General features: G+C 35.3%; 26 protein-coding genes. 15 read left to right on the forward strand and 11 right to left on the reverse strand.

What is annotated here, in order from left to right; translation table 11 throughout:
* The first annotated feature begins 31 nt into the window (after positions 1-31).
* The 3 genes from IV494_RS13020 to IV494_RS13030 all read left to right on the forward strand — a co-directional run bounded on the left by IV494_RS13020 (position 32) and on the right by IV494_RS13030 (position 3,330).
* The gene (locus tag IV494_RS13020; protein WP_196080570.1) at positions 32-1,192 is read left to right on the forward strand and encodes a GlmU family protein; all 1,161 of its coding nucleotides are present in this window, start codon (positions 32-34) and stop codon (positions 1,190-1,192) included.
* A 166-nt stretch (positions 1,193-1,358) separates the two neighbouring features.
* Positions 1,359-2,714: an oxygen-dependent tRNA uridine(34) hydroxylase TrhO gene (gene trhO / locus IV494_RS13025; RefSeq protein WP_196080571.1), complete on the forward strand. Its 1,356-nt coding sequence runs from the start codon at positions 1,359-1,361 to the stop codon at positions 2,712-2,714.
* A gap of 28 nt (positions 2,715-2,742) precedes the next feature.
* Positions 2,743-3,330, forward strand: a complete 588-nt coding sequence (locus tag IV494_RS13030) for a 5-formyltetrahydrofolate cyclo-ligase (protein WP_196080572.1) — start codon at positions 2,743-2,745, stop codon at positions 3,328-3,330.
* On the opposite strand, the gene IV494_RS13035 is transcribed toward IV494_RS13030, so the two are convergent.
* Both IV494_RS13035 and IV494_RS13040 read right to left on the reverse strand, forming a co-directional pair.
* On the reverse strand, positions 3,267-3,851 hold the full coding sequence (locus IV494_RS13035) for a hypothetical protein (protein WP_196080573.1): 585 nt from the start codon (positions 3,849-3,851) through the stop codon (positions 3,267-3,269). The two genes, IV494_RS13030 and IV494_RS13035, sit on opposite strands and share 64 nt — an antisense overlap.
* On the reverse strand, positions 3,835-5,004 hold the full coding sequence (locus tag IV494_RS13040) for a hypothetical protein (RefSeq protein ID WP_196080574.1): 1,170 nt from the start codon (positions 5,002-5,004) through the stop codon (positions 3,835-3,837). The genes IV494_RS13035 and IV494_RS13040 overlap by 17 nt, the downstream gene beginning before the upstream one ends.
* Before the next feature lie 181 nt (positions 5,005-5,185).
* Here IV494_RS13040 and IV494_RS13045 point away from each other — a divergent pair, with 181 nt between their 5' ends.
* Positions 5,186-5,527: a hypothetical protein gene (locus IV494_RS13045; RefSeq protein ID WP_039349217.1), complete on the forward strand. Its 342-nt coding sequence runs from the start codon at positions 5,186-5,188 to the stop codon at positions 5,525-5,527.
* 80 nt (positions 5,528-5,607) lie between these two features.
* Here the strand turns inward: IV494_RS13045 and IV494_RS13050 are convergent, their stop codons facing one another.
* From IV494_RS13050 to IV494_RS14915, 7 genes are all read right to left on the reverse strand, one after another.
* Entirely contained in the window at positions 5,608-6,384 is a 777-nt protein-coding gene (locus tag IV494_RS13050; RefSeq protein ID WP_196080575.1) for a TrmH family RNA methyltransferase, read from the reverse strand.
* 20 nt (positions 6,385-6,404) lie between these two features.
* A complete protein-coding gene (locus IV494_RS13055; protein ID WP_196080576.1) occupies positions 6,405-7,757 on the reverse strand; it encodes a DNA recombination protein RmuC in 1,353 nt (450 codons plus the stop codon).
* A 64-nt stretch (positions 7,758-7,821) separates the two neighbouring features.
* On the reverse strand, positions 7,822-8,574 hold the full coding sequence (locus IV494_RS13060) for a DUF5995 family protein (protein WP_196080577.1): 753 nt from the start codon (positions 8,572-8,574) through the stop codon (positions 7,822-7,824).
* 41 nt (positions 8,575-8,615) lie between these two features.
* Positions 8,616-9,197: a hypothetical protein gene (locus IV494_RS13065; protein ID WP_196080578.1), complete on the reverse strand. Its 582-nt coding sequence runs from the start codon at positions 9,195-9,197 to the stop codon at positions 8,616-8,618.
* Between the two features lie 143 nt (positions 9,198-9,340).
* Complete coding sequence (gene pncB, locus IV494_RS13070) at positions 9,341-10,522, reverse strand: nicotinate phosphoribosyltransferase (RefSeq protein ID WP_196080579.1); 1,182 nt, start codon at positions 10,520-10,522, stop codon at positions 9,341-9,343.
* Positions 10,523-10,609: 87 nt separating this feature from the next.
* Positions 10,610-11,086, reverse strand: coding sequence for a Dps family protein (locus IV494_RS13075; protein WP_196080580.1), 477 nt, complete (start codon positions 11,084-11,086; stop codon positions 10,610-10,612).
* Between the two features lie 100 nt (positions 11,087-11,186).
* The gene (locus IV494_RS14915; RefSeq protein ID WP_196080581.1) at positions 11,187-12,818 is read right to left on the reverse strand and encodes a leucine-rich repeat domain-containing protein; all 1,632 of its coding nucleotides are present in this window, start codon (positions 12,816-12,818) and stop codon (positions 11,187-11,189) included.
* A 108-nt stretch (positions 12,819-12,926) separates the two neighbouring features.
* On the opposite strand from IV494_RS14915, the gene IV494_RS13085 reads away from it, so the two are divergent.
* From IV494_RS13085 to IV494_RS13110, 6 genes are all read left to right on the forward strand, one after another.
* On the forward strand, positions 12,927-14,300 hold the full coding sequence (locus IV494_RS13085) for a hypothetical protein (protein WP_196080582.1): 1,374 nt from the start codon (positions 12,927-12,929) through the stop codon (positions 14,298-14,300).
* A 102-nt stretch (positions 14,301-14,402) separates the two neighbouring features.
* Positions 14,403-14,816: a 30S ribosomal protein S12 gene (gene rpsL / locus IV494_RS13090; protein WP_039349192.1), complete on the forward strand. Its 414-nt coding sequence runs from the start codon at positions 14,403-14,405 to the stop codon at positions 14,814-14,816.
* Positions 14,817-14,841: 25 nt separating this feature from the next.
* The gene (gene rpsG, locus IV494_RS13095; RefSeq protein ID WP_039349189.1) at positions 14,842-15,318 is read left to right on the forward strand and encodes a 30S ribosomal protein S7; all 477 of its coding nucleotides are present in this window, start codon (positions 14,842-14,844) and stop codon (positions 15,316-15,318) included.
* Between the two features lie 6 nt (positions 15,319-15,324).
* Positions 15,325-17,442, forward strand: a complete 2,118-nt coding sequence (gene fusA, locus IV494_RS13100; RefSeq protein ID WP_196080583.1) for an elongation factor G — start codon at positions 15,325-15,327, stop codon at positions 17,440-17,442.
* 18 nt (positions 17,443-17,460) lie between these two features.
* A complete protein-coding gene (gene rpsJ, locus IV494_RS13105) occupies positions 17,461-17,766 on the forward strand; it encodes a 30S ribosomal protein S10 (protein ID WP_039349183.1) in 306 nt (101 codons plus the stop codon).
* A gap of 364 nt (positions 17,767-18,130) precedes the next feature.
* Complete coding sequence (locus tag IV494_RS13110) at positions 18,131-18,418, forward strand: DUF1294 domain-containing protein (protein ID WP_196080584.1); 288 nt, start codon at positions 18,131-18,133, stop codon at positions 18,416-18,418.
* Positions 18,419-18,480: 62 nt separating this feature from the next.
* Here IV494_RS13110 and IV494_RS13115 read toward each other — a convergent pair whose 3' ends face one another.
* Complete coding sequence (locus IV494_RS13115; protein WP_196080585.1) at positions 18,481-21,177, reverse strand: hypothetical protein; 2,697 nt, start codon at positions 21,175-21,177, stop codon at positions 18,481-18,483.
* A 2-nt stretch (positions 21,178-21,179) separates the two neighbouring features.
* Positions 21,180-22,148, reverse strand: a complete 969-nt coding sequence (locus IV494_RS13120; RefSeq protein ID WP_196080586.1) for a hypothetical protein — start codon at positions 22,146-22,148, stop codon at positions 21,180-21,182.
* 185 nt (positions 22,149-22,333) lie between these two features.
* Between IV494_RS13120 and rplC the strand changes: the two genes are divergently transcribed.
* From rplC to rpsS, 5 genes are read left to right on the forward strand one after another with little or no spacing between them, the layout of a single operon-like run.
* A complete protein-coding gene (gene rplC / locus IV494_RS13125) occupies positions 22,334-22,960 on the forward strand; it encodes a 50S ribosomal protein L3 (protein WP_196080587.1) in 627 nt (208 codons plus the stop codon).
* Positions 22,951-23,580, forward strand: a complete 630-nt coding sequence (rplD, locus tag IV494_RS13130; RefSeq protein WP_196080588.1) for a 50S ribosomal protein L4 — start codon at positions 22,951-22,953, stop codon at positions 23,578-23,580. Before rplC ends, rplD begins: the two co-directional genes overlap by 10 nt.
* Positions 23,581-23,583: 3 nt before the next feature.
* Positions 23,584-23,874 carry a 50S ribosomal protein L23 gene (rplW, locus tag IV494_RS13135; RefSeq protein ID WP_039349165.1) on the forward strand — a complete coding sequence of 97 codons (291 nt, stop codon included), beginning with the start codon at positions 23,584-23,586 and terminating at the stop codon, positions 23,872-23,874.
* Between the two features lie 51 nt (positions 23,875-23,925).
* Positions 23,926-24,747, forward strand: coding sequence for a 50S ribosomal protein L2 (rplB, locus tag IV494_RS13140; RefSeq protein ID WP_196080589.1), 822 nt, complete (start codon positions 23,926-23,928; stop codon positions 24,745-24,747).
* A 2-nt stretch (positions 24,748-24,749) separates the two neighbouring features.
* On the forward strand, positions 24,750-25,028 hold the full coding sequence (rpsS, locus tag IV494_RS13145; protein WP_039349160.1) for a 30S ribosomal protein S19: 279 nt from the start codon (positions 24,750-24,752) through the stop codon (positions 25,026-25,028).
* Position 25,029: the final 1 nt, after the last annotated feature.

The following is a 25,029-nucleotide window of genomic DNA, read 5'->3' on the forward strand; positions in this document are numbered from 1 at the left end:
AAATCTAAAATTTGAATTTAAAATTTTGACTATGCAGCTCGTTTTTTCCGACGCCCAGTTTTGGGATGATTTTTTACCGCTTACTTTTACAAGACCCGTTGCAGAAATGCGTTGCGGAATTTTAACTTTCTCTGAAAGATGGCAAAAATTACTCAATATTTCAGAGGTTTCTTACCTGACCGAAGATTATCTGCAGGAAAAATTTAAAAAGCCAGAAGACAAAGAAAGTCTTTTGATCGTACCGAATTTTTTGCCAAGTGAAAGCATTTTGCTGCAAATCAAAGATTTGAAACTCGGTGAGGCGTTGGTTTACGACAATGAATTGCTTGCGGCAAAGATCAATATGAAAGATTTTTCTCTCAAGCAGATCGAAAAAATGACAGATGTTCATGAGAAACTTTTGTTCTTTAAACAACCAACAGATCTGTTTTCTTTTAATGATAAAGCCATTGATTTTGATTTCGAATTAATAACGAAAGGAAGAAATTCCGCCGAATTGTCGGAAACGAATGGATTCTTGGGTGAAGCTCAAAATTTATTTATTGAAGAAGGAGCGAGTGTAGAATTTTCCACCATCAATACGAAAAGCGGAAAAATTTACATCGGTAAAAATGCCGAAGTGATGGAAGGCTGCAATCTTCGTGGTCCAATTGCGCTTTGCGAAGAATCGAAGTTTAACATGGGGGCAAAAATTTACGGTTCCACAACGATCGGTCCATATTGTAAAGTGGGTGGTGAAGTGAATAATATTGTGATTTTCGGATATACGAATAAAGGTCATGACGGTTTTGTAGGAAATTCTGTGATCGGGGAATGGTGCAACATCGGCGCAGATACCAATTCTTCTAACCTTAAAAATAATTATGCTTCTGTAAAAGTCTGGAATTACCGAACAAAGAGATTTGTAGATACCGGTTTACAATTTGCGGGTTTAATTATGGGAGATCATTCAAAAACGGCGATCAATACGCAATTGAATACGGGAACTGTTGTTGGTGTTGCGGCGAATATTTTCAAAAGCGGTTTTCCACCTAATTTAATTGAAAGTTTTTCCTGGGGCGGAATGAAAGGTGATGAAAAATTCAAATTAGAGAAAGCATATGAAGTTGCCGAATTGGCTATGGCGAGAAGAAAAGTTTCTTTTACAGAAGTTGACCGAAATATGTTGAAGTATATTTACCAAAACAATTAATTAGTAAGAAGCGAGACTTGCAGCCCGACTTGAGTGCATCCCGATGTAAAATCGGGAGGGAACGGAAGGCGGAAAAAGCTGCCCAAAATATTCAGAAAGTTTCTAATGTCAAAAGTAAATTTCTTACCTTTGCACCTTTAAAATTCTCACTTAAACCGTTTATAGCATGCAACTGTATAACACCTTAAGCGCAGAAGAAAGAGCTCAACTTATTGATGAAGCCGGTAAGCAACGTCTTACTTTGTCTTTCTATGCGTACGCCAAAATCTCAGATCCTAAAAAATTTCGCGACGAATTATTTATAGCCTGGAATGCACTCGATGCTCTTGGTCGTATTTATGTTGCACACGAAGGTATTAATGCTCAAATGAGTATTCCTGCTGATCAAATTGATGCTTTCCGCGATACGCTGGAAGTTTATGATTTCATGAAAGGAATTCGCTTGAATGTAGCGATTGATCAAGACGATCATTCCTTCCTAAAGTTGACCATAAAGGTTCGTCATAAAATCGTTGCAGATGGTTTGAATGATGATACTTTTGATGTAACCAATAAAGGAATCCACTTAAAAGCGCAGGAATTTAATAATTTACTGGAAGATCCAAATACGATCGTAGTCGATTTTAGAAATCATTACGAAAGCGAAGTTGGTCATTTTGAAGGTGCGATTACGCCGGATGTTGAAACTTTTCGGGAAAGTTTGCCCATTATCAACGAGCAATTACAAGATTTTAAAGAAGATAAAAACCTGCTCATGTATTGCACAGGAGGAATTCGGTGTGAAAAAGCAAGTGCTTATTTTAAGCATCAAGGTTTTAAAAACGTGTATCAGTTAGAAGGCGGAATTATCGAATATACGCGTCAGATCAAGGAAGAAGCGATTGAAAGTAAATTCATTGGGAAGAATTTTGTTTTTGATCATCGATTGGGAGAAAGAATTACAGATGATATCGTTTCGCAATGCCATCAATGTGGAAAACCTTGTGACAATCACACGAACTGTGCGAACGAAGGTTGTCATTTGTTATTTATTCAGTGTGATGACTGCAAAGCGGCGATGGAAAATTGCTGTTCAACCGAATGTCTGGATATCATTCATTTGCCCCTTGCTGAACAAGTGAAATTAAGAAAGGGAAAAGAAGTTGGGAATAAAGTTTTTCGTAAAGGAAAATCTGAAGCTTTGAAATTTAAAAACTCCGGCAGTTTACCCGATAAACCTTTAGCACAAGTTGAAGCAAAAAATATCCGTCAAAAAATAGCTGTCAAAAAAGTAATGGTGGGAAGAGCCGAACATTATTATACCAAATCAAAGATCGCCCAGTTTTTAATTGAAAATAATGAGCTTTCGATAGGTGATAAGGTTTTGATCGTTGGTCCAACAACTGGTGAACAAGAATTGACGATTACTCAACTTTTTGCAAATGGAAAAGCCTGCCAAACTTCAACACAAGGAGATCAGGTAACCTTTGAGATTCCCTTTAGAATTCGATTATCTGACAAATTATTTAAAGTTTTAGCATGATCAAATTTAAAATTTTGTAATTTTAAGGATGTTAAAATCTGAACTTAGAAAAAAATATATTGAACAACGAGAAACCTTATCGCAAGATGAGGTTTTGTCTTTATCTGAAAAAATATTCCATCATTTTTTGGATAAATTCACGCTGGAAGAGAATCAAAAGGTGCACTGTTTCTTATCGATGCTGGAAAAAAAAGAAATTGATACTCGATTTTTTATCGATTATTTCTTTAAAAATAAAATTCGGGTTTTCGTCCCAAAAATTTTTAAAGGAAAACTTATTTCGGTAGAAATTAATCAGGAAACAGCATTCATCAAAAGCTTTTACGGGATTACAGAACCTGAAAGTAATATCGATTCTGGCGAAAAAGATTTCGATTTTGTGATTACGCCTTTACTATACTGCGATCAACACGGAAATAGAATAGGATATGGAAAAGGATTTTATGATAATTTTTTCGGAAGTATCAATCCAAATTCGATCAAAGTTGGCGTAGGGTTGTTTGCACCAAATGAAGATATTGACGATGTTTGGGAAAAAGATTTTCCGCTGGATTATTTAGTTACGCCAGTTGAAGTGCTGTCTTTCTTAGGTTTAACATCGAAATCAACGAAATAGAACTTAAATTCTTTCTTAAATTTTACAGGAGAAAGCTTTAAAATATATTGGGCATTCTTTTCAAATTTGCCGATTAAGCGTTCTTTATTGTCAAAATATTCGACATCAAATTTTGCAAAATCCAGCGTGTCGTTTCCTTTAATTTCTTTTTTTACGCTGATGTTTCCCACTTTGGCAGTTTTAACTTTAAAACTGTCGAGTTGATTTAAAATCGGTTTTAACTCATTGGAATCACTTTCTGCAAAGTAGCTTTTCATTTGGGCATAAATTACAGAATCTATTTCGGTGTCGCGGTTTCCGGAAGTGTAAAGCGTAGAAAGATCGAAGAGTTCCTGGATCTTTTGTTTCGTAATAAATGAAATTGCCTGCGCACTGTCCATTTTCGTGACAGGATAGGATTTTTCATTATTATTATTTCTAACTTTTTGAAGATCAGATATTTCACTGTTTTCTTTCTTGCAGGAAAATACTAGAAAAGAAAGTGCAAAAACCATTGCGATCAAATTATTTTTTTTCTTCATCTGTTCCGATTTTAAATTTAATCATTACTATTTTTCCAGCTTTATCCGTTTGGGTGTCAATTACTTCCAGTTTTTCCAAAGAAGTTGAAGGTAAAGTTACCAAATTAATGTAGCGTTGTTTGTCCATCGTTTCAACTCCATAAAATTGATTGTCGAAAACCTGGTATATAAGAGCATTATCGCTGATCAGGTAATTCAATGTAACTCTTTTCTTTTTCAAATCTTTGATCGATTTTGAGTAGTAGAAGAGCATAATTGCGTAATCATTTGGTTTCAACTCAATATTTTCAGCTTCTGGTGCATTTTCCAAATTTCTTTGAATGGTATCTGTTCTGTAATAAGGAGAAGATACAACCATTTTCAGCGTTTTCGATTTGGTTGTATAAACAAATGGCTCGTTGGGTTTTGCTACGTATAAGATAGGAGATTCATTGTCTTTCATTATTTGAACCTGCAATTCAGCGTTGATCTTTGAATTTCGGTCCGCATCAATAAAACTGTAGTAGAATTTTTTGCTGAAGAGTTCATCTTTAAAACCTAATAATCCAACTAATATTGCTAAAATTGCTGAAATACTTAGCCAAAGATATTTTTTTACAAGAGAAATTGTTGATTTTGGATTTGTAGTTTTATCAGAATTTTCTTTTACTGAAATTGCTTTAAGGTTTTGATTTTCAGTGTTATTATTTTGTAAATCAATATTTTCACCAGTATCTATTGAGGTATTTACTGTTCCTTTTTCACTTTTTTCAAATTTTCTGTCGTCAGCAGGTAAATCTTCCGAATTTGCGACTTCGCTCTCAAGTTTTTTGATCTCTGCTTCTTCCAATTCTTCATGTTCTTTTAAGATCTCATCTGCAAAAAGATGGTTCTTTTTAAAGTCGTACCATGAGACGTAACCCGTATAAAGACAGAGGATATTGAGCATATCAATCCGTGGCAGTTTAGTTACGGGTGAATTTTTAAAGTAGGTGTAAAAAGATTTTTCGCTGATGTTTCCTTTCGCGATTTTTCGCAGGTCTTCCTGGAAATAAATGATATCAATACCTTTCCATTTCGAAATATCATCGAAGGAAGGAGTGTGATTTGCTAGATATTGAGTTTGGACCTCGTTTTTTAGCTGTTCAAAGTGTAATAAATCTAAATCGCTCAATGCCTATAAATTGTATAAATCGTTGATAATCAATATTGTTTTCTTGTAAAACTGTTTTACAAATATATTACAATTAATTTTCTAAAACAAATTTAATTCTGAGTATACCTTTGTCCTGTTCGAAATGAGTAATTAGAACAACACGATCTTTAAAATAACAAACAATTTAAATTCAATTATTATGAAAAAGTCATTATTCGTAGCTGCTTTCGCTGCATTAGCTCTTGTAGCTTGTAAAAAAACTGAAACTGTAGAAACTGCTAACGCTGCTGATTCTGCTGCTGTTGCTGTAACTGATTCTGCTGCTGTTGTAGCTGATTCTGCTGCTACTGTTATTGATTCTGCTGCTGCTGTAACTGTTGATGCTGCTAAAGGTGCTGCTTCTTCAACTACTGCTGCTGGTGCTGAAATGAACAAAGATGCTGCTAAAGGTGCTGCAGAAGCTGCTAAAGGAGCTGCTGAAGCAACTAAAGGAGCAACTAAAGATGCTAAAGATGCTGTAAAAGACGCTGTTAAGAAATAATTAGCAACTACTTTTATAAAAAAGATTAACCGTTTCTTTCGAGAAGCGGTTTTTTTTTGATTATTTCTTACCGTTATTTCTTAATCGTATTTGGCGAGCTGCTGTCTTAACATTTCATAGCAACTTATCGCAACCGCGTTGCTCAAATTCAAAGAATCAATACTTCCAGACATTGGGATCAAGGTATTTTCACCTTTACCGATCCAAAAATCACTTAGACCAGAGTGTTCGGTTCCGAAAAGTAAAGCTGTTCTTTGGTTAAAATCTCTTTTATAAAGATCTTCTGCGCTTTCATCCATCAAAGTGGTGAATATTTTAAAACCGTTTTTTTGTAAAAATTGAAAAAGTTCATCATTATTGGATTGAAAGATGTTCATTCCAAATAAGCAGCCCACACTTGAACGAATTACATTCGGATTATAGAAATCTGTTTTAGGATCAGTTACGATCAAAGCATCAATTCCGAAAGCTTCACAACTTCGAAGGATCGCGCCAAGATTTCCTGGCTTCTCGATGCTTTCAACAATAATTAAAGACGCATTTTCTTTGGGTTGAAACTTATTTAAATCTTCAGTCTTTGTTTTGTAGATTCCAATAATTCCTTCCGAACTTCCGCGATAAGCGAGTTTTTCGTATACTTTTTCCGACACAAGCGTGACTTTTCCTTTTGGGAAATCGTCATCAAAAATACTTTCACAAATAAAAAATTCCTCCGCTTGATGTGCGAAATTCAGAGCGCGTTGATTTTCCTGCTTTCCTTCTACTGCAAAAAATCCAGAATTTTTCCTGAATCGATTGTCTGTAAGTAATCTTGTGAGATTTTTAACTTTTTCGTTATTGGTACTTTCAATTAGCATGGTGCAAATTTAGAAAAATTCTATTCACTGAAATCTATTTGATTATCAGCGTTTTCAGTTAAAGTGGAGGGTAAAGTTTTTCTGTTTTTCGCGCCTAGTTGTTTGAGCTTTTGAGTTTGCGTAACCAGGTTATCATTGCCGGTCGCTAATTGTTTGAAGGCATCGTTATAAGAATTCTTTGCGTTATCAATGTTTTTACCAACCTTCTCCAGATTTTCTACAAAACTTACAAATTTATCATACAGTTTCCCGCCCCGTTCTGCGATTTCCAACGCATTTTGATTGTGATCTGCGCGTTTCCAAACATCAGAAATGAGTTTTAAATAGGCTATTAAATTGGTGGGACTTAGTAAAATAATATGTTTGTGATAGGCATAATTCCAAAGTTGAGAATCAAATTGGACCGCTGTGAGAAAAGCTGGTTCGACCGGAATAAACATGATCGTAAAATCCAGGGATTCCTTTAAATCATCATATTTTTTCTGGGAAAGAGTGTCGATATGTTTTTTTACGGCAGCAATGTGAAGACTTAAATTTTGTTTTCTGTCCTCCTCATTTTCTGCAGAAACCATTCTTTCGTAAGCATTTAGAGAAACTTTAGAATCGATAATAACCAATTGATTCCCGGGAAGTTTGAGGACGAAGTCTGGACGTTGATTTTCTCCGGCTTCATTTTTAATGTTATATTGAGAATAATATTCTCGGTCTTTTGTTAATCCAGAGTCTTCTAAAATTCGTTCCAAAATCATTTCGCCCCAATCACCCTGAGTTTTGCTTTGACCTTTCAAAGCCGTGGCTAAATTGTTGGCGTCCTGACTAATTTTCGTCGTTTGTTCCATCATTAATTTGATGGTGCTGTTCAAAGAAAATCTTTCGCGCGCTTCATTTTCATAAACTTCGTTCACCCTTTTTTTAAAAATTTCCAGGTTTTCGCCAAGAGGTTCTAAAATTGTTTTGAGTTGAGTTTGGTTGAGCGTCGTAAACTTTTCTGTTTTCTCTTCCAGAATTTTATTCGCTAAATTTTGGAATTCGATTTTTGCCAGTTCCTGAATTTTTGAAATTTCTTCTTTCTGCGTTTCTAAGAGAGATTGAAGATTTTCATTCTTTGCAGAAAGTTGTGATTTTATGGTGATCAAATTTTCCTTCTCGTTTTGGAAATTCTTTATGTCTAAAATTAAATTTGAGTTCTGCGCTAAAAGTTCTTCCTTTTTCGAATTAGAATTTTTCAGATCAGCATTTGACTTGATGAAGTTTTCATTTAATTCGTCGTAAGAATTTCTAGAGATATTCGAAGATTTTAAAATAAAATAGATTAAAACAGCACCGAGAATAGCGCCGAGAGTAATACCAATAATTAACGTGGTGATTTCCATATTTCAAAAATAGGAAGATTTAAAATGGTTTTTGTTCTTTGTGGAAAAGTTCACTGAAAGTTTTTTAGAATTTCGTAGCAGAAAGAATTCCTATATTTTTTGCCATATCTGAGCTTTCGAAAGATTTCATTTTCTTTAAAAGTTCTGGTGGCGTTTTGGCAGAAATGATAATATTTCGCGCAATCAGAGTCGCTGCATTATCGATCATATTAATTAAAGACGGACGAATAAATGCAATCGAATTTGATAAAATAATCGCTGTTGCCCAGGATGTTTGTCGGGCTTTTGAAATTGCAAAATCTAAAATAATATTATCCTGACCTTGCGAAATCTGATCAACAAGTTCGATCGGATAACAAATTTTGCTCAATGAATCCTGGACTTTTTGACTGATGGAAGCGATGACTTCATTGATTTTATTAAAATCATTTTGTAGAAGATTTACTTTTCGGTAAGGCATGATCGCCGCGGCGGAAACTCCCAGATCTAAATTGATATGCGCATTGATTCCAAGGATAATATGCTGCATGATGAGAAGATCTTGATTTTTTGAAGCTTCGAAAGCCGTAAACCAGGTATTGCTGCATTTTTTATTATTTTGATAATTTTCTAATGCTGCGAAATAGCGATCTGCAAAAGCAAGATCCAAAGTGATCATTCTGTTTCCATCTTCGAATTTTTTCTTTTTCACGCCGTCTAACACAGCTAAAGTCATGCTTCGGTAAGTGCAGGCAAAATATCCGATCGGACTTTTATTGGTAATGCTCCACGCAATTATTTCGTCTAGTTTTTTGATGACTTCTTCGATTGTTTTCATTGTTTGTGTTTTAAAAAGAAATATAGTGATTTTCGATATATTTATAAAACGAGCACATAAAGATAAAAGACCGACAGTAAAGTTGCAAAAAATGTTGCTAGAAATATAATTATATTGTTTCGGGTTTTACCCGTAATTACTTTTATTATTAAGTAATTAATGATATAAATCGGAACTAGAAATGCGATTAATGCGAAATTGATGACAGTGATAAAAAGAAGAAATATCAGAAAGGTCAAAATGGAGGAGATAAATATTGCAGCAATGCTTTTTACAATTGTTTTTGAATCAATTTTTAAATTTTCTGAATGATTGTGAATATGAGTGTATTTCTCATTAATAAGTACCAATTTTTCACTTTCACTAATGAGGTCTGATTTTATCAATATGTTACACTCTTCTTTTGATTTTTTTTTCATGTAATGACCATGAATTTCACGAATGATTTTATTGCGCTCATCGACATGCTTTTGTTCTTGTCTTATTTTTGAAACTAAAGATTCAAGTCCTCCGCGTTTTTTAATTTCCGCAAGAATTTCTTCATTCGGTTTTCCCTGATAATCAACTTGATTCTTGTATGCCTCTCTTAAATCATTTTCGGAAAAATTGCTGTAAAATGCCATTTTAATTTCTTTATAAAAGTAGGGTATATTTTTGGGGTTTTTAGCCCCGATCGCAACGGCATCCTTTTTCTTTTTTAGGATGGAAGATGCGATGGCAAAAAGAAAAAGATATAGTGGAGAGCGGGATCAAGCTCCTGAAAAAATTAATCTTTAATCCTTAAAAATTCTTTAGCCAGCTCGATCATTTTCGGGTCACCCGTATATTTACCATGTTCGTCGGAAAGTTTTACGGTGGGAATCCAGTCGCCGTTGATAGATTGCGCGCCTATGAGTTTCATGACGATATTCATTGGTTTTAAGCCGACATCGTTGGTTAAATTGGTGCCGATCCCGAAAGAAATTCCGATTCGTCCTTTGCAAGCGCGAGTAATTTCTTCGACTTTTTCTAAATTTAAACCATCTGAAAAAATGATGTATTTGAAGAGTGGATTGATGCCATTTTTTACATAATGCGCAATGGTTTTATTGGCGAATTCGATCGGATCACCGCTGTCGTGACGAACACCATCAAAGAGTTTTGCGAATTTTTTATCGAATTGCTGAAAGAAAACTTCTGTGGTATAAGTGTCGGAAAGTGCGACTCCCAAATCACCGCGATAGACATCGACCCAGTGTTCGAGGGAAAGTGCGTTTGCCATTTTGAATCCGTATTCTGCAGCGTGGAACATAAACCATTCGTGAGCATGCGTTCCAACGGGTTTTACGCCGTATTTCATCGCAAAATGCACGTTGGAAGAACCGATAAATCTTCCTGTTTTATTGTTTTGAGTCAAAGCTTCAACGACCAAAGACTGCACTTGATTTGAATGTCGTCTTCTGGTCCCGAATTCTGCGAAAGTGACGCCTAATTCATTGAGTTGATTTGCTTTCTCTAAGGTTTTTTGAATGACGATCTCGTTGGTTTCTCTTTCCAGAGAATTGGTTTCGTAATAGAGTTCAGAAATTAAAGCCAGAAGCGGAACTTCCCACAAAATGGTGCGGTACCATTCGCCTTCAACCGTAACTTCGAGGTCATTTTCGGTTTGCACAATTTTCACTTCAGAAGGATCGTAATGATAACCGCCAAGAAAATCTAAATAAGGCAAATCTAAGTAAGGACAGGTGATGCGAAGAAATTCCTTCTCCTCTTTGGTGAGTTTTAATTCTGCCATTGCGTTGACAGATTTTCGGAGCTCGTTGGCAAAACCTGCAGGAAAATGATGTTTTCCCCGATTGATAAACTGGTATTTTACTTTTTCGTTAGGAAACAATTTGACCACGGCATTTTGCATGGTTATTTTATAAAAATCGTTGTCGAGAATTGATTTTAAACGAACTTCAGTCATGTTGAAAAATATATTTAAACAAATGTAGAAATTCAAAACAAAAATCGCCTTAGAAAGACGATTTTTTAAAGTAATATTTTGATTAAATTATTTTCCGAGATAAGAATTGTACATCCAGACTTCTTTTTCCTGTTCTGTGATATAGTCGCTCATTTGGGAATTTGTTCCTTCGTCGCCGGCTTTTTCGGTTACATCGAGCAATTCTCTTTGTAAATCGATGACGATTTTGAAGGAGGCTAAAATATTTTCGATATCTTTTTTCGCATCTGAAACTTCTTTACTTTCTTTGATGTTTGAAAGCGTGAGGTAATCAGAATAATTGTGATTTGGCGTAGAACCGAGTGTTAAAATTCGTTCGGCAATTTCATCAATTTTTAAAACTAAATTGTTGTAAAGTTCTTCGAATTTAAGATGAAGCGTAAAAAACTGGTCCCCTTTTATATTCCAGTGTGCGCCTCTTGTATTTTGGTAAAAAACGGAGTAGTTGGCTAGAAGTATATTGAGTTTTTCTGAAATTTGTAGACAGTCGGTTTCGTTTAAACCAATGATTCTGGAATTGTTCATAAATTTTATTTCTACGAATCTACGCAAGATAGAGTGGTTTCCCAAAAATTTCTAATTGATGAAAACTATAGAAAGTGTTTTTAAAGATTGACAGAACAAATTACTTTTTAATAAACTTAAATGATTTTATGCCATCATAAGTTTTAATAGAAATAATATAATTTGCAGAAGGCAAATGACTGATGTTGATGTCTTTTTTATATTCGGTCATTATCAATTTTCCCGCAAGATCGAAAATAAACACTTTTTCAATATCAAGTTTTGAGGTTTTGATATGGATGAAATCTGAAGCCGGATTTGGATAAACGACCAAACCGATTTGCACTTCTGAAGTTGCCAGATCTTTCACCAAAGTCACCGGTTCGCGGTAAAAAGAAATTTCCATCAAAGCTTTTGGAAGCGTTTCAAAAGTATAAGCTTCGCACGTATAGGTTGAATAATCTTCATCTTTAACGGTGTTGATATTATAACTTTCTGTTGTTGCAGGTGTTTTTAAACTAAGGTCTTTGAACCAGGTGAACTGATATTCATCGCCGGAAAGTGATTGGGGCAAAGAAACAGTGCTTCCCAATGTAGCGCTCACCGTTTTTATTTCATCATATCTTTGGGGCGAATAAGTGAAATCTGCTAAAACTTTGTTTTTAAGGATAAAATTTTTGATTTCTTGTTTTGTAAATCTGTTATTATCAAGGAAAGTAAGTGCTGGAATTTCATCCGGGATTTCGCCCGACAGTTGATTTCCGGTCAGAGAGATCATCTGCAATTGATCGAGTTGAAGCAATTGGCTCGGAAAACTTCCTGCGATTAAATTTTTGTCCAGATAGAGTTGTTCCAGCGATTTTAAAACCGAAAGACTACCGAAACCGCCAGATATTTGATTATCGGAAAAATTGAGATGAACCAATTTCGTCAGTTGAGAAAGTTCGGTTGGGAAAGTTGTAATTTGATTCGAAGCCAAAGAAAGCCACTCCAGATTTTTCAAATTTGATAAAGTCGAGGAATAATTGGTTGTAAATAAATTATGACTTAAATCCAGAGAATTTAATGCGGTCAAACTCGAAAGATCGGTCGGTATTTTGGTCAGTTGATTGCCGGATAAATTGAGTTCAGTCAATTTGATCAGCGTTGACAGGTTGCTGAAATTTTGCGAAATTGTATTATTGCTTAAGTTAAGCGACTCTAATTTTGTTAAAGTTGAAATCTTCTGAGGTACTGCATTTAAGCCGATATGCGAGAGATCTAAAACTTCGAGTGCTGAAAAATTTTGGAGAAAATTATTGATATCGCTGAAGATAAACTGGTTATTGCCGACAGAAATTTCTTTCAAATTGAATAGGGGTAAAATCGTCGTGCTCGGATCACCGGTTAATCGGTTATTGCTGATGTCCAGGCGAACCAAAGTCGTAAACGATGAAAGGGAAGGTGTAATTTCACCCTCTAATTGATTGGAGCTCAGATCTAATTTCTGTAGTTTTGACAATGGAGACACAAAAGCCGGAAAGTTTCCTTTTAAAGCGTTCCCGCGAAGATTTATTTCGGTAACGTTGCCGTTTTTAATTTTGATGCCATACCAATATTTGGGATCTTTCTCCAGGTCCCAGGGTTGACTCCACTGTTCCCCGGAAGTTGAGGCGTAGAGGTTAACAAGCGCCGCTCTTTCTGCAAATGAGATGCTGTATTTTTGCGAGAAAAAGAGTTGAGAAATTAATAAAAAGAATAGAATTTTCTTCACTGAATTGTGTTTTTTTGAGTTACAAATATATATCAAAAGTTGGTATCTGAAATAAAATTTTTAAAATTCGCATATTTGCGAAACAAAGGTCAATATTTATAGGTGTTTATGAAGAATTATGTTTTCTTATCGATTGCAATTGTTTTAATTTATTTTTTCCAGTCATTTTTTAACGCGACCGGCGGAATAGGTGCAGACAGCCTTTCTTATTTTGGGATCGCATCAGATCTGCCGAGACTGGAGACCAACCTCTTTCCATTGGGCTTTCCCGTAGTGATCGAATTTTTTCACAAGATTTTCGGTGATTATTTCTGGGCTTCGAAAATGCTGAATACTTCGATGATCATCGCGATCTTGCTATTTTCCTATTTCCGAAAATTTTATTTTAAAGAAACCGTTTTACTCTTCGCAGGTAAAACGCTTTTTTTTGCTTTCAACTATGCCGTTTCCGAAGGTTTATTTGTTTTTATGCTCTATTTTTTGATCTATCTTTTTCATGAACGATTTCAGGACCGGATTAAACCTAAGTTTTTTATAATATTTGCCTCCTTATTATTTATTCTTTTATTCTCTGTGCGATATTCCGGGATCTATATCTATCTTGGATTTGGAATTTTTTGGGTGGTGATGTTTTTGAAAAACCGATCTACTGCTTTAATTAAAGATTTTTTTAAAGTGCTTTTATGGAGCGGATCTGGGATTTTCGCTTATCTGCTTTTTAATCATTATATATATGGAAGTTTTACGGGAGAAAATCTTCGTGGCGCACCGGCTCAATATTATCCCGTGTATATTTTACGCGATATTCTTGGCGTAACAAATGTTGTAGATCCTTTTATCGGAATTAAACCTTCTTCTAATAGTTTTGTGAGTCTGACTTTTCAAGTGTTATTGATGCTTTTTGATTTTATGCTTCTGCGGTATTTTATCAATTTAGTCAAGAGAAAAAAAACGGTCATCGATTTAAATTTTCATCGGTTGCTCTGGGTCATCTCCGGAGTTTATACAATTGCTGTTTTTGCTTCCGGATATTTTCAGCAGATCGAGGAGATGAATGTAAGAATGTTGGCTGCGGCGAACTTTATTTTATTTTTCTCTTTTCTCATCATTTATTTCAAAAATTTAAAGTCGGATAAACTCCTTTTTAGAATTGGATGTTTTTTTCTGGTCTTCCTCACTTTTTACATTTTAAAAATGCCCGAAAATTATTTGAAGAACCGGAAACAGATCGAGCCTCAAATGGCAAAATTTCAGCATAAAAAATTTATATTTAATAATGAAGAGGGCGCAAATATTTCATTGACAACTTATCACCTTCCGATCATTAATAAAACTTTCCAGTATAAACATACCAATAATCAGAAGGGAGATATTAAACGCGCCATCGCCGGAACGATCAATCCTCAGATCAAATGGTTAAAGTACGATACCATTAAAGATAAGAGTCAGGTTTTATATACTTCTGACCTAATTTTGAAATAAATTTCTGTCGGTGAATGCTGCAATTTTTTATTAATTAAATATTTATGATTGTAGATTTAAAAATTATTCCTATTTTTGCACCCTAAAATAAAAAGCAATTTAATGCCTACTATTCAACAATTAGTTAGAAAAGGAAGAGTCGCACTTACCAAGAAGAGTAAATCGGCTGCCCTTGATTCATGTCCACAAAGACGAGGTGTATGTACTAGAGTATATACAACTACTCCTAAGAAACCTAACTCTGCACTTAGAAAAGTTGCAAGGGTAAGACTTTCAAACGGTAAAGAGATCAACGCCTACATTCCCGGCGAAGGACATAATCTTCAAGAGCACTCGATAGTATTGGTACGCGGAGGAAGGGTGAAAGACCTACCGGGAGTACGTTATCACATTGTTCGTGGAGCTTTGGACACCGCAGGTGTAGCTGGAAGAACTCAAAGAAGATCTAAGTACGGAGCCAAAAGACCAAAACCAGGTCAGGCAGCTGCAGCACCAGCAAAAGGTAAGAAAAAGTAATCATTAATTTTTAAGAAACGAAACAATGAGAAAGACGAAAGCGAAAAAAAGACCGTTGTTACCTGATCCAAAATTTAATGATCAACTGGTAACAAGATTTGTAAACAATTTGATGTTTGATGGTAAAAAATCAATCGCATTCAAAATATTCTATGATGCAATGGATATCGTAGAAGCAAAAAAAGGAGAAAACGAAAAAGATTCTTTGGAGATCTGGAAAGATGCTTTAACTAACGTAATGCCACACGTAGAAGTACGTTCACGCAGAATCGGTGGTGCAAACTTCCAAATTCCTATGCCAATTAGAGCTGATAGAAAAATTTCTATGGCGATGAAATGGTTAATTAAATATTCTACTGCAAGAAACGATAAATCAATGGCTATGAAATTAGCTTCTGAAGTTATCGCTGCTGCAAAAGAAGAAGGTGCTGCGTACAAAAAGAAAACAGACACTCATAGAATGGCTGAAGCAAACAAAGCATTTTCACACTTTAAATTCTAATCTGAAATGGCAAGAGATCTTAAATTAACAAGAAACATCGGGATCGCTGCACATATTGATGCAGGGAAAACCACCACTACAGAAAGAATTTTATTCTATACCGGAGTTAATCATAAAATTGGAGAAGTACATGATGGTGCTTCTACAATGGACTGGATGGAGCAGGAAGCTGAAAGAGGTATTACCATTACTTCTGCAGCAACTACTTGCGAATGGAATTTTCCAACAACGCAAGGTAAAGTTCTTCCAGAATCTAAATCTTATCACTTTAACATTATTGATACTCCTGGACACGTAGATTTTACGGTTGAGGTAAACAGATCTTTAAGAGTTTTAGATGGTTTGGTATTTTTATTTTCAGCAGTTGATGGTGTTGAGCCACAATCTGAAACCAACTGGAGATTAGCTGATAATTACAACGTAGCGAGACTTGGTTTCGTAAATAAAATGGACCGTCAAGGTGCAGATTTCTTAAATGTTGTAAAGCAGGTAAAAGAAATGTTAGGTTCTAATGCAGTTCCTATCGTTTTGCCAATTGGATCTGAAGAAACATTTAAAGGTGTTGTAGATCTAATTAAAAACAGAGCAATCGTTTGGGATGAAGCAGGACAGGGTGCAACTTATGAAGTAGTGCCAATTCCTGAAGACATGAAAGCGGAAGTTCTGGAATACAGAGAAAAATTAGTTGAAGCTGTTGCTGATTATGATGACACTTTGATGGAGAAATTCTTCGAAGATCCAGATTCAATCTCAGAAGACGAGATCAATGAAGCTTTGAGAAAAGCAACGATCGATCTTTCTATTATTCCAATGACTTGTGGTTCTTCCTTTAAAAATAAAGGAGTTCAGTTCATGTTGGATGCAGTTTGTAAATATCTGCCTTCTCCAATGGATAAAAATGATATCGTAGGAACTAATCCTGATACTGAGCAAGAAGTTACAAGAAAACCAAGCGTTACTGAACCTTTCGCGGCATTGGCCTTTAAAATTGCTACCGATCCTTTCGTAGGTAGATTAGCATTTTTTAGAGCATACTCCGGAAGATTAGATGCAGGTTCTTATGTTTTGAACACAAGATCTGGTAACAAAGAAAGAATTTCACGTATTTACCAAATGCATGCTAACAAGCAGAATCCGGTAGAATATATTGAAGCAGGAGATATTGGTGCAGCGGTTGGATTTAAATCCATCAAAACTGGTGATACTCTTTGCGACGAGAAACATCCAATTGTTTTAGAATCTATGGTTTTCCCTGATCCGGTTATTGGTATCGCGGTTGAACCTAAGACTAAAGCTGACCAGGATAAAATGGGTAATGCTTTGGCTAAATTAGCTGAAGAAGATCCTACTTTCCAGGTTAAAACTGACGAAGCTTCTGGTCAAACGATCATTTCAGGAATGGGTGAACTTCACTTAGATATTCTTGTTGACCGTATGAGAAGAGAATTCAAAGTTGAGGTTAACCAGGGTCAACCACAAGTTGAGTACAAAGAAAACCTTACACAGGAAGCCAATCACAGAGAAGTTTACAAAAAACAATCTGGTGGTCGTGGTAAATTTGCTGATATTGTTTTCACAATTGGTCCAGCTACAGATGGTAAAGCAGGTTTAGAATTTGTAAATGAGATCAAAGGTGGTAACGTTCCAAAAGAATTTATACCAGCTGTAGAAAAAGGATTTAAAGAATGTTTGAAAAACGGACCTTTAGCAGGATTCGAAGTAGAAGGCTTTAAAATTGTTTTAAAAGACGGTTCTTTCCACCCGGTGGATTCAGATGCTCTATCTTTTGAATTAGCAGCGAAGATCGGTTTCCGTGAAGCTGGTAAAAAAGCAAAACCTGTAATCATGGAACCTATCATGAAAATTGAAGTGGTAACACCGGAAGAATACATGGGAGACATCGTAGGTGACCTTAACAAAAGAAGAGGTACTATCAATGGAATGGATGACCGTAACAACGCGAAAGTAATCAAAGGATTCGTTCCGCTTTCAGAAATGTTTGGTTATGTAACTACTCTTAGAACACTTTCTTCAGGAAGAGCAACTTCATCTATGGAATTCGAAAAATACGAAGCAGCACCGCAAAGTGTAGCTGAAGCTGTAATCGAAAAAGCAAGAGGTTAATATTTAAATTAGATTAAAATGTCACAAAGAATCAGAATAAAATTAAAATCTTACGATTACAATTTAGTAGACAAATCTGCTGAGAAAATCGTAAGAACGGTAAAAGCAACTGGCGCTATTGTTAATGGCCCAATTCCTTTGCCAACGAATAAGAGAATCTTCACTGTGTTGAGATCTCCACACGTAAACAAAAAAGCAAGAGAGCAGTTTCAACTTTCTGCACACAAAAGATTGATGGATATTTATTCATCTTCTTCTAAAACTGTAGATGCGTTAATGAAATTAGAACTTCCTTCAGGAGTTGACGTAGAAATTAAAGTATGATGATTGTAGAGACGCGATTTCGTCGTGGCTCGAAAAAATCTACCTAATATTTAAAATCCCTCTTCGCAAGATCAGGGATTTTTTTTATCAAATTTTCGTAGAAGAATTGATATTTAGAATCGGTGCAGATCTGTGAAATCTGTTAGCTACAGTGGGAGCAAGCAGATCATTTCAAATCCCAAAGATCACACCCGCTTTCCGCTTTATCTTTTCCTCGTCGTTCCTCCTCAAAAAAGGATGCCGCTGCAATCGGGGCTAGAACAAAGATTTTATTTATTTTCAAAAGCTTTTCCTCAACCTTGTCAAGGTTATTCAGTGAAGTTTAAATATAAAAAGCAAAACCAAAATTCAGTATTTTCACCCAATGAAAGAAATGCTCATCGCCTATATTTTCGGAATATCGATTTTCACCCTAGTTATTTTCGGCATCGATAAACGCAAAGCCAAAAAACACCAAAACAGGATCTCAGAAAACAGTTTATTAGTGCTGACCTTCTTCGGCGGAACCATCGGATCGATTTTAGGAATGATCGTCTTCAACCATAAAATATCAAAAGATAGTTTCCTGTTGAAAATTTTCTTTGTCATCATGCTTCAGATTTTATTGATCTTTTTAATTTACAACAATCAAAAATATCTTTTAGCGCTATAGAAATTTATAAATTCCCGAAGGATCTCAAATAAAAAAAGGAATCTCATTGATTCCTTTTTTGTTTAGTTTTTCTTCATGAAATAATCAAAATACGAACAACTCGTTTGCAAAGATTTTCCCGTTTGCGTTTGTCCGTAGTTCTTTTTCAACTCCGCGAAATAGGTTCTGTATTTAGTGTTTTTTGTCAATGCCATATTTTTCATGAAATCTTCCTGCTTCTTAGAATAATCCGGATCATCATAGTTAATTTCAGGAGAATTTTTCGCTTCATACTGATAATATTTCCCCTGTTCTGCACTTGCCATTTGAAAAAGGATTCGCGCTTTCTGTTCTTGATCTTTAGAGTTTGTCAAGGCTTTATTGTAGAAATTAATAGCGAGATCAAAATTATCTGGTTTTATAAAAACATTATTGCTGTAATTTTTATAATAATATTGAAACGGACTTTCGGTTGTACCGAAATAATTTTTACCACCATTTGCATTATCAAAATCCATCACGAAAACCTCTCGGTAATATCCGAGAATAGAAGTGTTGTACAATAAATTCCCAATGAGTTGGTTGGCTTTTGCCGCTCTTTCATCATTTCCATTTCCAATTTTCTGCAGATCCAGAACCGCGATAGCCAATTCAAGCTTCGTCATATTTGATTTGATCTGCGGAAATTGATTCACGAAATCTTCCGCTTTCATACTTTGATCTTCGTTGCTCTGATAACTTTCCCAAACATTGTGACCGAAAATTAATCCCGAAATATTATTAAAACCATTATAAAGTTTACTGGTATCTGTATATTTTTTATAGTCGTCGGTTGCGTAATCGTATCGACCTTCAGGTAAAGGCAGTCCGGAAAATTGTTCGCCCTTTTCATAATATTTTTTGGCACTCGCAAAATCTGCAGAACGCATTGCGAAATCTCCGTAGATAACATTAAAAAAAGCTTCCGGATTTCCCACTTCATTTATATTCTTCGCAATAATTTCTTTCTCGAAATTCGTTTTATCTTTTTTAATACAGAAAATTTCCAGTTTTTTAGTCAGGTCTAAATTTGGATTATAACGCAGATCAGAAAGCTGGTTATTCATCAAAAATGATTTTGCATCATCGCCCTGAATAAAATATCGGTTCGCTAAAATATCACGTAGGAAATCGTTGGTGGATGGTTGTGAATATTCATCATATCCGTAGTTTTCTGCCAAAGAATCTGTTTCTTTTTTAGGGACTTTAATGGTGAAAAAATCTTTATAATCTTGCATCAAATGATCTTCAAAATCAGAATTAATTTCGGGTTGCGATACAATATCATTAAGCATTTTCATTCGGTTAATCTGCGTAAGATATTCCGGATTGGTTGTTTTGATCTGATCTAAAGTTTCTTTGCTTTTTTCATAATCTTTTTTTAAAAAAGAAAGATAAGCATCAGTAATTTGCCAGAATTCATCGGTGGATTTCTCTTTTATCTTTGAGGTCAACTTTTCAAAATCATTAATAAAATTGGCTGATTTATCATCACTGCCATAAACCTGGTTTTGCGTGTAAAACGGAATTCGGTTCGGATTGTTAAGCAGCTGATCATCACTTTGACCAGAACCTTTCGGGGACGTTTCATTTTGCCTGGATGAAAATAAGTTCGTGAAGAAATTTTTGATCTTTTGCCAAAAACCTACATCCTTTTTTTCAATTTGATCATTTGCGGTTTCAGGAGTTTTTGCCTCTGAAGATTTTATTGTAGACTTATCTGTGTTTGTTGGATTAAAATAGGTGGGCAAATAACTTCTCTCCAGTTCATTCACACTTCTAGCTGCGAGAACTTTTAGGATCTCTGAATTTGGATCATTCTCGTACATTTTTTCCATCATCGGAAGTGGATTGCTGTAGTCTTCATATCCCAAAAGAAAATAAGCCATGTTTTTATCTTCTGGAGTTTGCGCTCTTTTCAGCAAATTGTTAAATGAGGCAGAATCTGTTAATTGCATCGAAATAAACGCGCTTTCTTTTCGGCTTTTACTGTTCTTAAAAACCTGGAAAAAATTCCAGTTTGCCTCGCCTGTCATTTTCAAACCTCGTTGCGCGCCTGCCAATTGATCCAAAGCTAAAAAGTAAGGAGCCGTTTTTAACTGTAACGGTTCCACGTATTTTTTGAATGCCTGCGTTGAAGCTTCGTAATTTCTGGTGTAGTGGTTAAACCGAACCAACTGATAACCGTACCGCAGTTTAATTTCCGGATTTTTTGCGGCATTATAAAGTGTGGTTAACGCGGAAACTGTTTTGGCATAATCAAGCTTCGTCGCATTTTTATCATTCTGTTCCGGAGTAAAATAGAAAGAATCTGGACTTTCTACATAATTGATCCGCATGAAAGGTTCCAGATATTTCGCCTCAATTAAATAATCAATTGCTTCCGCGTATTTTTGATAAGAAACCAATTTAGAAAGAATCGTATTTCCAGAAACTCCTTTTTTGAAAGAATTCAGATCGCTCATTGGCATTTTCTCAACCAGAGTTTGGGTTTCAGCATAACTTAAAGTATTGCCAAAAAACTTCTGCCAACTTTCAATATTTTCACTCGGGATTTCAAAATGTTCATGACCATAAAATCTATTCGATAAAGTATGCAGAAAAGGCAGGTAGGTTTTATCTTTAATGATGCTTTGTGTAAACAGATTGAAATATTCATAATCGGGATCATACCACGAACAAGCCACAACTTTCGAGGACATTAAAAATAATACGGTAGCGGAAAGGATCAATTTTTTCATAACTAGAATTTGTGGGTGTCAACAAATTTACCATCTAAATGATAATATACAATAGTGTAGTTTTTTAATTTTTTGTTGAGAAAGGCTTTGACTTCATGTAATTGATCATCGGTGATTTCTTCCACTTTAATCGTAAAACCTTTGTTCAGATAATTTCCGAAATAGAAACCGTCTTTTAAGATCTCAATTTTATGATTTCCGATTTTTTTAAAGTTAGGGTTTTCCAGATCTTTTGCCGACAGTGCATTGATGAGTTTGTGTTTCCCAAAATGATTCGTGACAATTCCCCAGGAATAAATAGGTAAAGCAACATCTAGATCCAAAGGATAATTATCAATGTTTTTCAGATAATCTCTTAAGGTCGGTAAATCTAAAATTGAATTTCTTGTCGAGTTTTCTAAAGGAGAGGAAGTAGAGTAACACATCAGATAAACTTTATGAACCGGCGGGATCCCGGAAAGTTTGCTGTTTTTTACCTGATGCAATCTCAAGGTGCAGGTAATTTCTTTTGCGCTGATTTGTTTTAGTTCTTTTAAAAACTCAAAATATTCTTTGTTTGTTCCAGCGGTCCAGTCGCAGTCGATTTGAATTTCCTTTGAAATTTTGAAACCAAATTCTTTTTGCTTTTTCGCAATTAAAGAAGAAACGTTTTTTGCGAGAAAATTAATTTCATCTAAAGTGATATTGTAGAAGACTTCATTTTTAATAAAAACAACGGGAACAATTTCTTTTTCGGTTTTGAAGCTTTCGTCTTTTGTAATGACGGCAACTGGCTGAAATTTCCCATCTACTTTTTCAATATCGAAAAACCGCGTGTATAAATAAGGAAGGTCTGATTTTTTTAAGGCTTCTTTTTCAGCATTGTTTAAAGAAAGGGTCGTGCGCCAATAGTAAAAGGTGTAAGAATGTTTTTCAGAATTTTGGCAGGAGAGGAAAAATGCGAAAAGAAAAATTAATCGGAATAATTTCATTCGATAAAAGTATAAAAAATACTAATATGTTAAAAATCAAAATATTTCTACATGTAATATTGTCATTTCAAAAAATCTTCATACATTTGCACACTCAATTTAAGGAAGAAGTGCGCCTATTTCAAACGTAGAAATCACAGCAACCTTGATTGACAATCAGTGAATATAAATAATATATATAAACAATGTCAGGTATTATTGGAAAAAAAATCGGGATGACTTCTCTGTTTGACGAAAACGGCAAAAATATGCCGTGCACCGTTATTCAAGCAGGTCCTTGCTCGGTTTTACAGGTCAGAACCATAGAAAAGGATGGGTACAAAGCTGCTCAACTTGGTTTCGATGACAAGAGTGAAAAGAACGTTGGTAAAGCGTTAATCGGCCATTTTAAAAAGGCTGGTTCTACTCCTAAAGCTAAATTGGTAGAATTCTATCATGCTTTCGTAGAAAAGTTAAGCGTAGGAGATGAAGTGAAAGTAGATCTGTTTGCTCAAGGCGAATATGTAGATGTAACAGGAACTTCAAAAGGTAAAGGTTTCCAAGGGGTTGTAAAAAGACACAACTTTGCGGGGGTAATGCAAGCAACTCACGGACAGCACAACCGATTAAGAGCCCCAGGTTCTATTGGTGCAGGTTCCGATCCATCCAGAGTATTCAAAGGAATGCGTATGGCTGGAAGAATGGGTGGTAAGCAAGTTACTGTACAAAACCTTCAAGTGTTAAGAGTGGATCAAGAACAAAATCTTTTAGTAGTAAAAGGAGCTGTTCCGGGAGCAAAAAATTCTTATGTAATTATTAGAAAATGGAATTAGTAGTACTTAATACATCAGGAAAAGAAACCGGAAGAAAAGTAACTCTTGACGAAACAATTTTCGGAATTGAGCCAAATCAACACGCGGTTTACTTAGAAGTAAAGCAATATCTTGCCGCTCAGCGTCAAGGTACACATAAATCAAAAGAAAGAAGCGAGATCGCTGGTTCAACTAAAAAGTTGAAAAAGCAAAAAGGTTCAGGTTCTGCAAGATATGGTGATATCAAATCTCCAGTTTTCAGAGGTGGAGGTCGTATTTTCGGTCCAAAACCAAGAGACTACCGTTTCAAACTGAACAAAGCTTTGAAAAGATTAGCTAAAAAATCTGTGCTTTCTCAAAAAATGAGAGACAATTCTATCATGGTATTAGAAAGCTTCAATTTTGATGCTCCTAAAACCAAAGAATTTATCACTTTGAATACTGCCTTAGGATTCGAAGGTAAAAAAGCTCTTTATATCTTACCGGAAGCGAACAAAAATGTTTATTTGTCTTCAAGAAACTTAGCGAAAACTAAAGTTTTGACTTATAACGAAATTAGTTCTTATGACTTAGTTCATGCAGGTGAGATTATCTTTTTAGAAGGTGCTATCGAAAAATTTCAAGAAAATTTAAAGAAATAAATCATGTCTATTATTATTAAACCCATCATCTCAGAGAAAGCCAACTATCTTACTGATCTAAGAGGTGCTTATTCTTTCTTGGTTAATCCAAAGGCGAATAAAATCCAGGTTAGAAAAGCGATAGAAGTACTTTACGGTGTGAAAGTTTCAGACGTAAGAACAATGATTTACGCTCCGAAAGTTTCTTCGAAAAATACCAAAAAAGGATTGCAGGTTGGTAAAACCAGCAAATTGAAAAAAGCGATCGTTACCCTTGCAGAAGGAGAAGTGATCGATATTTTCGCAACAGCTTAGGTCATAACCTTCGCTTTATAAATACTATTTTATTAATTATAAATAATTGTAATGTCTGTTAGAAAATTAAAACCTATCACCCCGGGACAGAGATTCAGAGTTGTAAATAACTTTGAGGAAATTACTACCAACAAACCAGAGAAATCTCTAACCGTTGGTCTAAGTAAGTCAGGTGGTCGTAACAATACTGGTAAAATGACCATGCGTTACACCGGAGGTGGACACAAAAGAAAATACAGAATTATCGACTTCAAACGAAATAAATTCGATGTTGAAGCTACGGTAAAAACTGTGGAGTACGATCCAAACAGAACTGCTTTCATCGCTTTATTAGAGTACACAGACGGAGAGAAGAGATACATCATCGCTCCAAACGGTATCAAAGTAGACATGACAGTAATTTCTGCAGAAACCGCAGAACCAAATGTTGGTAATGCAATGAAGTTGAAAAACATTCCTTTGGGAACTGTTGTTTCTTGTATCGAATTGCGACCTGGTCAAGGTGCAGTAATGGCAAGAAGTGCAGGTTCATCGGCACAGTTAACTTCAAGAGATGGTAAATACGCAATCGTTAAATTACCTTCAGGAGAATCCAGAATGATCCTTACTGAATGTATGGCAATGATCGGATCTGTTTCTAACTCTGATCATCAGCTTACCGTTTCTGGTAAAGCAGGTAGAAGCAGATGGTTAGGAAGAAGACCTAGAACAAGACCAGTAGTAATGAACCCTGTCGATCACCCAATGGGAGGTGGTGAAGGTAAATCTTCTGGAGGTCACCCAAGATCTAGAAACGGACAACCGTCTAAAGGTTACAAAACAAGAACTAAAAATAAAGCGTCTAACCGATTTATCGTATCTAAAAGAAAATAATTATGGCAAGATCACTTAAAAAAGGACCTTTCATTGCTCACACTTTAGATAAGAAGGTTCAGGCAAATATAGAGTCTAGTAAAAAGACAGTAATTAAAACTTGGTCTAGAGCATCAATGATCTCTCCAGACTTCGTAGGACAAACTATCGCAGTACACAACGGGAAATCATTTATCCCTGTTTATGTAACTGAAAACATGGTAGGTCACAAGTTAGGCGAATTTTCTCCGACAAGATCTTTTAGAGGTCACGGTGGTAACAAAAATAAAGGAGGTAGATAAT

The sequence above is a fragment of the Kaistella gelatinilytica genome, from assembly GCF_015679325.1.
In the GTDB taxonomy this organism is placed as follows: domain Bacteria; phylum Bacteroidota; class Bacteroidia; order Flavobacteriales; family Weeksellaceae; genus Kaistella; species Kaistella gelatinilytica.